Consider the following 12,998-nt stretch of genomic DNA (forward strand, 5'->3'; position numbering starts at 1 on the left):
GCCGGTACCGGCGTCAGTGGTGCGCCGGCATCGAATGCGCGGTGGCGGGGGCGGCCATGCCGTCCTCGACCACCACCTCGACCTTCACCTCGCCGGCCTTCTCGAAGCGCAGCGTCAGCGGGAAACGCTCGCCTTTGGCGAGTGGCGCGTTCAGCCCCATCAGCATCACGTGCAGGCCGCCCGGCGCGAAGCGCACGGTCTGCCCGGCGGGCACCGCGACGCCGCCTTCGACCTCGCGCATGCGCATCACGCCGTTGTCGTTGACGTGGGTGTGCAGCTCGGCCTTGCCCGCGCGCGGCGTGGCCGCGCCAAGCAGGCGGTCGGCGTCCTGCCCGCGGTTGGCGAGTTCGAAGTAGGCGGCGCCGTTGGGCGCGGAGGGCGGCAGCAGGCGGCTCCACGCATGGTGGACGGTCAGCGCGCCGGCCCGGGTTTCGTGGGCGGCAGCCGCCAGCGGCAGGGTGGCGACGAGGGCGGCAAGAAGCAGTTTTTTCATGGCGTGCAAGTCCGGTTCATATCACCGCAGCAAGCTACCACAATCCATCCGGCATCGGGTGCGACCGAATGTCGCAGCCGATTTGCCAAGGCGCGACGGCGGTTTGCCTGTTTCCGACCCGCCCCTGTGCAGCCGCCCCGCTGTCATGAAGAATGGCCGCCTGACCCGACGTCCCCGCTGCCATGCTGGAACACTTCTACCTGCAATACCTGTTCGGCGCGCTGGTGAGCCTGATCGTGATCACCAACCCGCTCTCCAAGATCCCGCTGTTCATCAGCCTGACCCACGGCATGGACGACGCCAAGCGTGCCGAGCAGGCGCGCATGTCCTGCGTGTACGCGGCGGCGATCATGCTGGTGTCGCTGCTCGCCGGCAACCTGGTGCTCGAGTTCTTCGGCATCTCGTACGGCGCCTTGCGCATTGCCGGCGGCTTCGTCGTCGCCGTCATCGGCTACCGCATGCTGTTCCTGTCGCAGGACCCCCACTCGACCACCCACCGCCCGAACTGCGAGGACTGCTCGTTCTTCCCGCTGGCGATGCCCGGCATCAGCGGCCCCGGCACCATCGCGGTGGTGATCGGCCTCTCCACCGAGATCGCCGAGCTCGACACGCTGCCGGCCAAGGCCGCCGCCTTTTTCATGACTTTTGTCGCCATCGCGCTGGTCAGCGTCGGCGTATGGCTGACCCTCAAGTCGAGCGACGTGATCGCCGAGCGGCTGGGCCGCGCCGGCCGCGAGGTGCTCGGCCGGCTGATGGGCTTTTTGCTGATCTGCGTTGGCGTGCAGTTCGTCGGCTCGGGCATCCGCACCTTCATGGCGGGCTCCTGATTGACCACGCGATACCCTGATGGCATTGTTGGGCGTTGCTGTCTTTAGGGTTTGCCATGTCGTCTATTTCCCCGGGGTTGGCCGGGGCGCGTGATACCGTGCCGATGCTGGTCGGTGCCGCGCCGTTCGGGCTGATCTTCGGCGCGTTGGCCACCTCTTCCCATTTGACCCCTGCCCAGACGCTGGCGATGTCGCTGCTGGTGTTTGCCGGCTCGTCGCAATTCATCGCGGTCGGCCTGTTTGCCGCCGGCACCGCGCTGCCGGTGCTATGGCTGACCACGCTGGTGGTCAACCTGCGCCATGCGCTGTATAGCGCCACCTTGCTGCCGTACGCGCGTGATTGGCCGTTGCGCTGGCGATTGCCGCTGGCGTTCTGGCTGACCGACGAGACGTTTGCCGTCGTGGAACACCGCCTGCGTTCGGGCATGGTCGCCGGCGGCGCGGCGTACTGGCTTGGCTCGTCACTGGCGATGTACGGCAACTGGCTGCTGTGGACGCTGCTGGGCATCATGGTCGGGCAGGGGATACCCGGCATCGCCGGCTGGGGGCTGGACTTCGCGATGCTGGCGACCTTCACCGCCATCGTCGCGCCGCAGCTCAAGACCCGTCCTGCGCTGGCCGCTGCATTGGTCGCTGGCGCGGTGGCACTTTGGCTGCGCGCCTTGCCGTATCAGGGCGGCCTGATGCTGGCTTCGTGTGCGGGCATCGCCACGGGCATGCTGCTGGACGGCAAGCGCAAGGAGGCCGCATGAACGTGTGGCTGGCCATCATCGGCATGGCGCTGCTGACGCTGGCCATTCGAGCCAGCTTCCTGGTGCTGGGCCGGCGCTGGGTGTTTCCGTCGTGGCTGGCGCGTGCCTTGCACTATGTGCCGGTTGCGGTGCTGTCGGCGCTGGTGGTGCCGATGGCGCTGGCGCCCGGCGGGAGCATCGCGCTGTCGTGGCAGAACCCCTATCTGGTCGGTTCCGTGTGCGCGGGGGCGCTGGCCTGGTATAGCGGACGTACCCTGCCGGCGCTGTTGGCGAGTTTCGTACTCTTTGCCGCGCTGCGTTATTTCGCCTGAGTCTGGCGCGGGCAGCCCGGCTCGAGCAGGTCCCAGCGGTTGCCGTACGGGTCGCGGAACACCGCGACCGTGCCGTAGGCCTCCTCGCGCGGCGCCTCCTCGAATTCGACGCCAAGCGAACGGTAGCGCGCGTAGTCGCGCCAGAAGTCGTTGGTGTAGAGGAACAGCCAGACCCGGCCGCCGCCTTGCCGGCCGATCGCGGTGCGCTGCGCCTCGTCGGCCGCACGCGCGATGAGCAGCGCGGTCTCGCCGCCGGGGGGCGCGACCCGCACCCAGCGCTTGCCGCCGCCCAGGTCGGTGTCTTCCAGCAGCGTAAAGCCCAGCGTGTCGCGGTAGAAGGCGAGCGCGCGGTCGTACTCGTCGACGAGCAGCGAGAAGTGGGCGATACGTTGTTTCATTTTTCAAATCTCCAAACGGACTTCACAGGTTCCAGAACAGGATCAGCGCGGTCAGCGCCGGCGCCACGTAGCGGCACATCACGCGCATCGCGGCGGCGGCGCGCGCGCGCAGCATCAGCTCGGCGCTGATGGCAGGCCACGCCTTGTAGCCGGCGAACAGCGCGGTGCCGATGCCGCCGACGGGCAGCAGGATATTGCTTGCGGTGTAGTCCATCAGCTCGAAGGCGTTGCGGCCGAACAGCTTGTAGTCGGCCAACAGGCCGAACGACAGCGAAGCGGGGACACCGGCGGCGAACACCAGGGCCGCGGCGACCAGCGTCGCCTTGCGGCGGCTGACGCCCCATTCGTCGATCGGCAGCACCACGATCAGTTCGAGCAGCGACACCGACGAAGTCAGCGCGGCGAACAGCAATAGCGCGAAGAAGGCCAGCGCAAACAGCTGCCCGAACGGCAGGTGGTTGAACACCACCGGCATCGTCATATAGGTGAGGCCGGGGCCGGCGGCCGGGTCGAGGCCGAAGGCGGCCACCGCCGGGAAGATCATCAGCCCGGCCAGCACCGACGTCAGCGTGGTCAACGACGCGACCCACAGCGCCGAGCCGGCCAGCTTCACCTCGCTGCCCAGGTAGGAGCCGTAGGCGAGCATGCAGCCGGCGCCGACCGACAGTGAGAAAAACGCCAGCCCCAGCGCGTCGACCAGCATCGCCGGCGTCACCTTGGAGAAGTCCGGCGCGAGGAACTCGGCGACGCCGGTGGCCGCGCCGGGCAGCGTCAGCGAGCGCACGATCAGCACCAGCATCAGCACGAAGAGGGCGGGCATCAGCAGCTTGCCGGCGCGCTCGATGCCGTTCTTCACCCCGGCGATCACCACCGCGAGCGTCAGCGCCATGAACACCGCGTGGGTGAGCAGCGGCTCGATGGGGCTGCCGACATACTGGCCGAACAGCGCGGCAAGGGCGGCCGGATCGTCGCTCATCACCCGGCCGTCGGCGGCGCGCATGAGGTAGCCCAGCGTCCAGCCGCCGACCACGCTGTAAAAGCTCAGCACCAGAAAGCCCGCCAGCACGCCGGCGTAGCCGGTCAGCGGCCACGCGCCGCCGCCCAGCCGCTTGAACGCGCTGACCGCGCCGGCGCGCGCCGCGCGGCCGATCGCGAACTCGGCGAGCAGCAGGGTCAGGCCCAGCGTGAAGGTGAGCAGGACGAAGATCGCGAGGAAGGCGCCGCCGCCGTTCATCGCGGTGACGTAGGGGAATTTCCAGATCGAACCCAGGCCCACCGTGGCGCCGGCCGAGGCCAGGATGAAACCGAGGCGCGAGCCCCATTGTGATCGCTGCATGACTGCTCCTTGTACTTGTGGTGGCGGTCGCCGGACAGGGAGCTTGGGGGTCGGAATGACAAAGGCCGCCTGTCGGCGGCCTGGTCTATGGTCGTGAACCGGCGCGCCGTGTTAAGGGCGCCACCACCAGCGGCGGGTAGTCGGGTTCACGAGGATGCTGTTCATGTTCCTAGCATGCCTTGGCGGGCGGCCTCCCGTCAAGGCCTGGATACAATCTGCACGCTACAGGTTTTTGAGCAGGATGGCCGCGATCGCCAGCGGCGCGACGAGCCGGCAGTTCCACTTGAGCGCGGACAGCGCCCAGCCGGACAGCCCTGCGTGCTCGCGCATCAGCGGCCACACCCGCCAGCCGGCGAACAGCGCGACCAGGATGCCGGAGAGCGGCATCATCACGTTGCTCACGCTGTAATCCATCGCGTCGAAGATGTTCTTGCCGAACACGCTGATGTCCGACCACGGCCCCAGCGACAGCGAGGCCGGCACGCCGGCGAGGAACACGGCGAGGCTCAAGGCGATCACCACCGGCCGGCGCGGCAGGGAGAACTCGTCGAGGAACAGCGTCGCGATCAGCTCGAGCATCGACACCGAAGACGTCAGCGCCGCCACCGACAGCAGCGCGAAGAAGGCGATGGCGAAGACTTGTCCGAAGGGCAGGCTGGCGAATACGATGGGCATGGTCATGAAGGTGAGGCCGGGGCCGGCAGCCGGGTCGAGGCCGAAGGCGACCAGCGCCGGGAAGATCATCAGCCCAGCGAGGATGGCCACCATGCAGGAGAGGCCGACCACCCACGCCGCCGAGCGCAGCACCGGCGTTTCCTGCTTGACGTAGGAGCCGTACGCGATCATGCCGCCGGTGCCCAGCGACAGCGAGAAGAAGGCGAGCCCCAGCGCGTCGCCGACCATCGCCGGGGTGACGGCCGAGAAGTCCGGCGTGAAAAAGGCAAGCGCGCCGGCGGCGGCGCCGGGCAGGGTCAGCGAGCGCACGATCAGCGCGAGCATCAGCAGGAACAGGCAAGGCATCAAGAGCTTGCTGGCGCGTTCGATCCCCTTTTCCACCCCGCCCAGCACGATGGCCAGCGTGGCGAGCGCGAACACCGCGTGGCTGACGATGGGCCACAGCGGGTCTTCCACGTAGCGGGTGAAGGTCGAGGTGAGCACGGCCGTGTTGGTGGCCAGCACCGAGCCTTCGAAGGCCAGCGCGAGGTAGCCCAGCGTCCAGCCGCCGACCACGCTGTAGAAGCTGTACAGCACGAAGGCGGCGAAGATGCCCATCAGGCCTGCCAGCGGCCACAGCCCGCCGGCGAGTCGGCGGAACATGCCGACCGGGCCGCGCTGCGCGGCGCGCCCCAGCGTGAATTCGACCAAGAGCTGCGCGAAGCCGAGCGTGAAGCTGAACAGCAGGAACAGCAGGATGAAGGCGCCGCCGCCGTTCATCGCGGTGACGAAGGGAAACTTCCAGATCGCGCCCAGGCCGACGGCCGAGCCGGCGGCGGCGAGGATGAAACCGAGGCGCGAGCCCCAGCTGCTTCTTGTGGTGGTCATGATGGCCCCTTGTGGTGGAGGCCACCGCCCGCGCTGCCGACAAAACAAAAAGGCCGCCTGGACGGCGGCCGATTCAGTCGGTTTCGTTTTTCAGGACAACACGAGACGACCGGCCACCAAAGAGGAGGCCGGGTAATACACGTAGCCAGTTACGGCGTTGCGTTGCAGTCTGTCCATGCAGACATCTTGCTGCCTGGATGCGTAGCCTGTCAAATGGATGGCGATGATTTTTGGCGTTTTATGCCATCATGGTTTTATGTTCGGCAATTTTGCGGTTTGTTTTTACCGATTTGTCCCGGTTTGATGCGTGACTGCCGGCGCCCGAGGTGCCTAATCGCGCGCTTGTCCGGCGGCAATACGCTCGGCGGCTTCCGGCGGGCCGAACAGCAGCGCCAGTTTCTCCCGCCATACGCGTGCGCGCGCCACTTCGCGCGCCATGTCGACCCACTCGGTCAGCGTGACCCATAGCGGGTTGAAGCTGGTGACCGGCTTGACCGTGCCGTAGTCGCACGGCTCGGCCGGGTCTTCCTCGACGTAGCTGCCGAACAGCCTGTCCCATACCACCAGCACGCCGGCGTAGTTGCGGTCGAGGTAGCGAGGATTCTTCGCGTGGTGCACGCGGTGGATCGACGGCGTGTTGAACACTTTTTCCAGCACGCCCAGCCTGGGGATGGCCTGGGTATGTACGAAGAACTGGAAGGCGAGGTTGATCAGCACCACGCCGACCACCGCCTCGGGCGGGAAGCCCAGCCACGCCAGTGGCAGCCAGAACAGCCACATGCCGGCGACCGGGTACATCAGGCTCTGCCGGAAGGCGGTGGTGAAGTTCATCCGGGTCGAGCTGTGGTGCACGCTGTGCGCGGCCCACAGCCAGCGCACACGGTGGCTCGCGCGGTGGAAGCCGTAGTAGAGGAAGTCCTGCGCGACAAACAGCGCGACAAAGGCCGGCCAGCCAAGCGGAAAGTCGAACAGCCGGTGCTGCCACACCCACGCGTAGACGGGCAGCACCAGGAACCACGCGAGCTTGTCGGCGCCCTGGTGCATGAGGCCAAGCGCCGCGCTGCACAGGCTGTCGCGCCAGCCGTAGATATCCGCCCGCCGCTGGCGGCGCCAGTAGACAACCTCCAGCGCGACGCACAGCAGGAACAGCGGTGTCAGCGCCAGCAGCAATAACTCGATATCGAACCCCATCCCGTCCTCCTCGTGTCCGCTGGCGGCCATGCGTGGGCAACCAGTCTGCCGGCAGGTTATGCCAATGGGGTTGCTTGCGCAAGGGAGGGCGTGGGGCTTACCTGCGCTCGGTGTTGCCGATGCTCATCAGCATGCCCATGCCGACCGCCAGCGACACCGTCGCGGTGCCGCCGTAGGAGACGAAGGGCAGCGGCACGCCGACCACCGGCAGGATGCCGGAGACCATGCCCATGTTGACGAAGGCGTACATGAAGAAGGTCAGCGTGATCGAGCCGGCCATCACCCGGCCGAACAGCGTCTGCGCGCGCGCGGTGATCATCAGCCCGCGGCTGAGCACCGCCAGGTACAGCACCAGGAGCACGAGATTGCCGATGAGGCCGAATTCTTCCGACCACACCGCGAAGATGAAGTCGGTGGTGCGCTCGGGGATGAATTCGAGGTGGGTCTGCGTGCCGGACAGCCAGCCCTTGCCCCACGGCCCGCCCGAGCCGATGGCGATGGTCGACTGGATGATGTGGTAGCCGTCGCCCAGCGGGTCCTGCGTGGGGTCGAGCAGGGTGAGCACGCGGCGCCGCTGGTAGTCGTGCATGAAGTGCCAGACCAGCGGCAGGCTGGCCAGGAAGGCGGCGCCGCCGCCGAGGATGATCTTCCACGACAGCCCGGCGAAATACAGCACGAAGAAGCCGGAGGCCATGATCAGCGTCGCGGTGCCGAGGTCGGGCTGCTTGAGGATCAGCGTGCCGGGAATCAGGATGATCACCGCGCCGACCACATAGTGCCACCAGCGGATCTGCCCCTCGTGGTGCTGGAAGTACCAGCCGAGCATCATCGGCAGCGCGATCTTCATGATCTCGGACGGCTGGATGCGCACGAAGCCGAAGTCCAGCCAGCGCTGCGAGCCGTTGACGATGATGCCGAACAGCTCGACGCCGACCAGGAGCAGCACGCCGACCACGTAGATCGGCGGGGCGAACATCATGATGCTCTGCGGGCGGCTCCACGCGAGGAACCACAGGATGCCGAACGACAGCGCGGTGTAGACCAGCTTGTTGTCGATCTTGCCGAAGGTCTCGTTGGACGCCGAGTAGAGCACGGCGAGGCTCAGCACGTTGATCACGGCGAGCAGCAGCACCAGCGGGCCGTCCAGCGGCGCGGTGACGGCCTGCCACAGCCGCTTAAGCGGATGGGGATGCATCGGTCTTCTTCTGCGGGGTGGGGGCGCTCGCGGCGGCGCCCGCAGCGGCTGGGCCGCTGGCGTCGGCCGCGGGCGGCACGGGTTTGAACGTCTGCAGCTGGCCGGCGACCTCGGGTGGCACCTTGCCGGTCAGGTAGTAGTCGATCACGCCGCGCGCCAGGGGCGCCGCTGCGGCGGCGCCGAAGCCGGCGTTCTCGACGATCACCGCCAGCGCGATGGTCGGCTTCTCGGCCGGCGCGAACGCGATGAACCACGAGTGGTCGCGGTGCTGTTCGGCCAGCGCGGCCGCGTTGTACTTGGCGCCCTGCTTGATCTGCACCACCTGCGCGGTGCCGGTCTTGCCGGCGAGCCGGTAGCTCAAACCCTGCCCCAGCCGCCACGCGGTGCCGCCGGGCTTGACCACCGCCTCCATCGAGCCCTTGATGTAGTCGAAGTACTCGGGCTTGAACGCGAGCTGCTTCTGCGGCGCAGGTTCGACCGGGGTCTTCTTGCCGGTCTTGGGGTCGACCACTTCCTGCACCAGGTGCGGCTTGAACACCTTGCCGTCGGACGCGAGGATGGCGGTCGCGTTGGCCATCTGCAGCGGGGTGTACGCGTTGAAGCCCTGGCCGATGCCGATGCTGACCACGTCGGCCGGGTACCAGCGCTGGTACTCGGGCTTCATCTTCGAGAAGCGCTTGGCCTTCCACTCCTTGGACGGCAGGATGCCCGCCGATTCGCCGTCCAGATCGATGCCGGTCCGGCTGCCCAGACCGAATTCGGCGAGGCGCGGGTGGATGCGGTCAATACCCATGTCCCACGCCAGCTTGTAGAACACGGTATCGCTGGAGACCGCGATCGCGCGGCTGAGGTTAGCCATACCGTTGCCGGAGGGCTTGCTGTCGCGGAAGCGGTGGCTGGAGCCGGGCAGCGTGAAGTAGCCGGGCGCCGAGCGTACCTCGTTCGGCCCGATCGCGCCGGCGTCCAGCGCGGCCATGCCCATGAAGGGCTTGAAGGTCGAGCCGGGCGGGTACAGCCCGCGCAGCGCGCGGTTGACCAGCGGCTTCTCCCAGTCCTCGTTGAGGTTCTTCCAGGTCACGGTGTCGATGCCGTCGACGAACAGCGAGGGGTCGAAGCCGGGCTTGGAGACGAAGGCGAGTACGCCGCCGGTCTGCGGGTCGATCGCGACCAGCGCGCCGCGGCGCTTGCCGAACAGCTTGTCGGCGACATCCTGCAGCTTGATGTCGAGCGCGAGGTGCAGGTCGCTGCCGTTTTGCGGCGCGCTCTGCCTCAGGCTCCTGACCGCACGGCCGCCGGCGTCGGTTTCCATCTCCTCGAAGCCCGGCCGGCCACGCAGCATGTTCTCGTACGTCTTCTCGAGGCCGAGCTTGCCGATATGGGTGGCGCCGCGGTAGTTGGCGGTCAGCCCGTCTTCCTGGATCTGTTCCTTCTCGCGCGGACCGATGCGGCCGATATAGCCGAGCACATGGCTGGTCAGCTCGCCGAACGGGTAGTCGCGGAACAGCCTAGCCTTGACCTCGACGCCGGGCAGGCGCCAGCCGTTGGCGGCGACGCGCGCGGCCTCCTCGTCGGTCAGCTTCATCTTCAGCGCCGAAGGCTCGAAGCGGCGGTTCTCGCTGAGGAATTTCTTGAAGCGCTTCATGTCGCGCGGGGTCAGCTCGACCAGCTGGCCCAGTTCGGCGACCGTCGCGTCGAGGTCCGCGGTCTCGGACGGTGTCACCTCCAGCGTGTACGCCGCGTAGTTGCGCGCGAGCACGACGCCGTTGCGGTCGACGATGCGGCCGCGGCTCGGCTCGACCGGCACCAGCGAGATCGAGTTGTTCTGCGCGAGCGTCGAGTAATGGTCGTACTGGAAGAACTGCAGCCACGCGAAGCGGCCGGCCAGCACCAGGAACATCAGCACCATGAAGGCGTAGGCGACGATCAGGCGCAACTGCAGCTGGCTGTCGTCGCCGCGGGCCGGGGGCAGGTGACGCTGGCGGGGCATGGTGTCAGCCCCTGCGGTAAGGCAGCAGCATCAGCTTGGTCAGCAGCGGCCACAACAGCGCGCCGATGATCGGCGGCAGGAAGTAGGCGAAACCGACGAAGGCGGCGCCGGTCGCCATGCGCGCGAGCACCATGATCGCCTGGTTGCACAGCATCAGGCCGAGCACCACCAGCGACTGCTGGCCGAGGCCCAGCATCACCAGCTGGCGCTGGCGGTACTGCGCGAGGTAGCAGGTGGCCGAGTAGGCGAGCGCGTGCTGGCCGAACAGGCCGGCGGTGGCGATGTCGGCGATCAGGCCGGCGGTGAACGCGGTGCCGACGCCGACCAGCCGCGGCTGGTTGATCGCCCAATAGAGCACCAGCAAGCCGACGAAGTCGGGCATGAAGCGGGCCCGGCCGACCGGCAGTGGCACCAGTTCGAGCAGCAGGGCGATGGCCAGGGTCAGCCAGACAAAGCGCAGGCTGACCGGCTTGAGCAGCTCCTGGGGGTGGTCGAGCGACATCGGGGCTACTTTCCTGCCTTGGTTTGGGGCGCCGGTACGGCGGGTGGGGGAGGCGGCGGCACGCTGCGCACCGGCAGCACCAGCACGAAGCGGCCGTGGTCGAGGCCGCCCAGGGGGCGGGTGATCGCGCGCACGAAGGCGTTCGACGAGGTGCGGTCGACGCGCTCGACGCGGGCGACCGGCAGGCCGGACGGGTAGACGCCGTCGATGCCCGAGGTCAGCAGGCGGTCGCCCGGACGGATGTCGGCGCCCATCGGCAGGTAGCGCAGCTCGACGCCGCCGCCGTAGCCGTACAGGATCGCACGCACGCCGGTGCGCTCGAGCATCACCGGCACCATCTGGTGCTTGTCGGTGACCAGGGTGACCTCGGCCGACAAGGGCTGCACGCGGGTGACCTGGCCGACCAGGCCTCCGTCGTCGGTGACCGGCTGGCCGCGGGAAAGCCCGGCGTCTTCGCCCTTGTCGACGATGATCTTGTGCGAGAACGGGTCGCGGCCGGTGTACAGCACCTCGGCGATCTGTCCGCCGCCGCCGAGCGAAGCGGACAGCGCGTGTGTCTTGCGCAGCTCGGCAAGGTCGGCCTGCGCGGCGCGCAGGCGGTCGATCTCGGCCTTCTGTGCGAGCGCATGGTTCTTCAGTGCGTCGTTCTCTTCCTTCAGCGTCGCCTGCGCGACGAAGAAGTCGCTCAGGTGGCGGACGGCGGATACCGGCAGGTTGGCCGCGCGCTGCAGGGGGTAGAGCACCACCGACATCGCTTCGCGGGCGCGTTCCATCAGACCGAAGCGGCTGTCGGCGACCAGGAGCGACAGCGACAGCAGCACGCAGACGGTCAGCCGCGCGGCCGGCGACGGCCCGTGGCGGAAGAAACTGGGCGTATTGGCGAATTCCATCGGCACAGCCTCACGCCGCGCCAGGGCGCGGCGTGTCGAGGGGGGATCAGGGAACGTTGGTGAAGATGGTGCCGTGCTTGTCCATCTTGTCGAGCGCTTTGCCCGAGCCGCGCACCACGCAGGTCAGCGGCTCTTCGGCGACGAACACCGGCAGGCCGGTCTCTTCGGCCAGCAGGCGGTCGATATCCTTGAGCAGCGCGCCGCCGCCGGTGAGCACCATGCCCTTCTCGGCGATGTCGGCGCCCAGTTCCGGCGGGGTCTGCTCGAGGGCGATCTTCACCGCGGAGACGATCTGGTTCAAGGGTTCGGTCAGCGCCTCGAGGATTTCGTTGGACGAGACGGTGAACGCGCGTGGGATGCCTTCGGCCAGGTTGCGGCCCTTGACTTCCATCTCGCGCACTTCGGCGCCCGGGAAGGCCGAACCGATGGTCTTCTTGATCTCTTCGGCGGTGGTCTCGCCGATCAGCATGCCGTAGTTGCGGCGGATGTAGTTGATGATCGCCTCGTCGAACTTGTCGCCGCCGACGCGCACCGAGTTGGAGTACACCACGCCGCCCAGCGAGATCACGCCGACTTCGGTGGTGCCGCCGCCGATGTCGACCACCATCGAGCCGGTCGGCTCCTCGACCGGCAGGCCGGCGCCGATCGCGGCGGCCATCGGCTCTTCGATCAGTTCGACGCGGCGCGCGCCGGCAGCCAGTGCCGAGTCCTTGATCGCGCGGCGCTCGACCTGGGTCGAGCCGCACGGCACGCAGATCACGATGCGCGGACTGGCGGCGAAGAAACGGCCCGGCGCGACCTTCTTGATGAACTGCTTGAGCATCTGCTCGGTGACGGTGAAGTCGGCGATCACGCCGTCCTTCATCGGGCGGATCGCCTGGATCGAGCCCGGGGTGCGGCCGAGCATGCGCTTGGCTTCGAGGCCGACCGCGAGGATGGACTTCTTGTTGGTCGGCGCGTCGCTCAGGATGGCGACGACGGACGGCTCGTCGAGCACGATGCCCTTGCCGCGCATGTAGATCAGCGTGTTGGCGGTGCCAAGGTCGATGGCAAGGTCGTTGGAAAAGTAGCCGGTCAGCGTGCGGAACATGGGTAATCCTAATCGTGGCGGATCCGCGCCGGGCGGGTCCGCGAAATTCTCTTGGCGTTGGCCCCTCGCCGTCATTGATGACGGCTGTTTGCGGTGATGAAGGGCGCTGTCGATCTTGGGTGAAACTAACCGCCTATGATACCCTACAACGCTTGGAAAATTAAAGAATTCACCCGAGGTCCACATGTCGCTGACACACCAGGATGTCGCGCGTATCGCCCAGCTTGCCCGCATCGAAGTCACCGACGCGCAGGTCGAGGCGACCCTGGCGCAACTGAACAATATTTTCGGGCTGATCGAGCAGATGCAGGCAGTCGACACCACCGGTATCGAGCCGATGGCGCACCCGCAGGACGTGTCCTTGCGCCTGCGCGACGACGTGGTGACCGAGACCGACCACCGCGAGGCCTACCAGGCGGTCGCGCCGCAGGTCGAGAAGGGCCTGTTCCTCGTCCCCAAAGTCATCGAGTAAGCGCCTGCGCGC

General features: G+C 67.6%; 14 protein-coding genes. 4 read left to right on the forward strand and 10 right to left on the reverse strand.

Annotated features, from left to right (window positions below):
- Positions 1 to 13: 13 nt before the first annotated feature.
- Complete coding sequence (locus GZH52_RS00505; protein ID WP_163314598.1) at positions 14 to 493, reverse strand: copper chaperone PCu(A)C; 480 nt, start codon at positions 491 to 493, stop codon at positions 14 to 16.
- Between the two features lie 182 nt (positions 494 to 675).
- On the opposite strand from GZH52_RS00505, the gene GZH52_RS00510 reads away from it, so the two are divergent.
- From GZH52_RS00510 to GZH52_RS00520, 3 genes are read left to right on the forward strand one after another with little or no spacing between them, the layout of a single operon-like run.
- Positions 676 to 1,320 carry a MarC family NAAT transporter gene (locus tag GZH52_RS00510; RefSeq protein ID WP_163314599.1) on the forward strand — a complete coding sequence of 215 codons (645 nt, stop codon included), beginning with the start codon at positions 676 to 678 and terminating at the stop codon, positions 1,318 to 1,320.
- Positions 1,321 to 1,376: 56 nt separating this feature from the next.
- On the forward strand, positions 1,377 to 2,072 hold the full coding sequence (locus tag GZH52_RS00515; protein WP_163314600.1) for an AzlC family ABC transporter permease: 696 nt from the start codon (positions 1,377 to 1,379) through the stop codon (positions 2,070 to 2,072).
- Complete coding sequence (locus GZH52_RS00520; RefSeq protein WP_163314601.1) at positions 2,069 to 2,383, forward strand: AzlD domain-containing protein; 315 nt, start codon at positions 2,069 to 2,071, stop codon at positions 2,381 to 2,383. Before GZH52_RS00515 ends, GZH52_RS00520 begins: the two co-directional genes overlap by 4 nt.
- Here the strand turns inward: GZH52_RS00520 and GZH52_RS00525 are convergent.
- From GZH52_RS00525 to GZH52_RS00565, 9 genes are all read right to left on the reverse strand, one after another.
- Positions 2,371 to 2,781 (reverse strand): VOC family protein, encoded by a 411-nt coding sequence (locus GZH52_RS00525; RefSeq protein ID WP_163314602.1) that lies wholly within the window; start codon positions 2,779 to 2,781, stop codon positions 2,371 to 2,373. The two genes, GZH52_RS00520 and GZH52_RS00525, sit on opposite strands and share 13 nt — an antisense overlap.
- 22 nt (positions 2,782 to 2,803) lie before the next feature.
- The gene (locus GZH52_RS00530; protein WP_163314603.1) at positions 2,804 to 4,117 is read right to left on the reverse strand and encodes a sodium-dependent transporter; all 1,314 of its coding nucleotides are present in this window, start codon (positions 4,115 to 4,117) and stop codon (positions 2,804 to 2,806) included.
- 222 nt (positions 4,118 to 4,339) lie between these two features.
- Positions 4,340 to 5,659: a sodium-dependent transporter gene (locus GZH52_RS00535; protein WP_163314604.1), complete on the reverse strand. Its 1,320-nt coding sequence runs from the start codon at positions 5,657 to 5,659 to the stop codon at positions 4,340 to 4,342.
- A gap of 330 nt (positions 5,660 to 5,989) precedes the next feature.
- Positions 5,990 to 6,880, reverse strand: coding sequence for a sterol desaturase family protein (locus tag GZH52_RS00540; RefSeq protein WP_239057958.1), 891 nt, complete (start codon positions 6,878 to 6,880; stop codon positions 5,990 to 5,992).
- A 67-nt stretch (positions 6,881 to 6,947) separates the two neighbouring features.
- On the reverse strand, positions 6,948 to 8,045 hold the full coding sequence (gene rodA / locus GZH52_RS00545) for a rod shape-determining protein RodA (protein ID WP_163314606.1): 1,098 nt from the start codon (positions 8,043 to 8,045) through the stop codon (positions 6,948 to 6,950).
- Positions 8,026 to 10,032 (reverse strand): penicillin-binding protein 2, encoded by a 2,007-nt coding sequence (gene mrdA, locus GZH52_RS00550; protein WP_163314607.1) that lies wholly within the window; start codon positions 10,030 to 10,032, stop codon positions 8,026 to 8,028. Before mrdA ends, rodA begins: the two co-directional genes overlap by 20 nt.
- Positions 10,033 to 10,036: 4 nt before the next feature.
- A complete protein-coding gene (gene mreD, locus GZH52_RS00555; protein WP_163314608.1) occupies positions 10,037 to 10,534 on the reverse strand; it encodes a rod shape-determining protein MreD in 498 nt (165 codons plus the stop codon).
- A gap of 5 nt (positions 10,535 to 10,539) precedes the next feature.
- Positions 10,540 to 11,424, reverse strand: a complete 885-nt coding sequence (mreC, locus tag GZH52_RS00560; protein ID WP_163314609.1) for a rod shape-determining protein MreC — start codon at positions 11,422 to 11,424, stop codon at positions 10,540 to 10,542.
- A 46-nt stretch (positions 11,425 to 11,470) separates the two neighbouring features.
- On the reverse strand, positions 11,471 to 12,514 hold the full coding sequence (locus GZH52_RS00565) for a rod shape-determining protein (RefSeq protein WP_136551410.1): 1,044 nt from the start codon (positions 12,512 to 12,514) through the stop codon (positions 11,471 to 11,473).
- A gap of 184 nt (positions 12,515 to 12,698) precedes the next feature.
- On the opposite strand from GZH52_RS00565, the gene gatC reads away from it, so the two are divergent.
- The gene (gene gatC, locus GZH52_RS00570) at positions 12,699 to 12,986 is read left to right on the forward strand and encodes an Asp-tRNA(Asn)/Glu-tRNA(Gln) amidotransferase subunit GatC (RefSeq protein ID WP_136551411.1); all 288 of its coding nucleotides are present in this window, start codon (positions 12,699 to 12,701) and stop codon (positions 12,984 to 12,986) included.
- Positions 12,987 to 12,998 lie beyond the last annotated feature (12 nt).

The organism is Crenobacter caeni (assembly GCF_010435965.1).
GTDB classification, from domain to species: Bacteria; Pseudomonadota; Gammaproteobacteria; order Burkholderiales; family Chromobacteriaceae; genus Craterilacuibacter; species Craterilacuibacter caeni.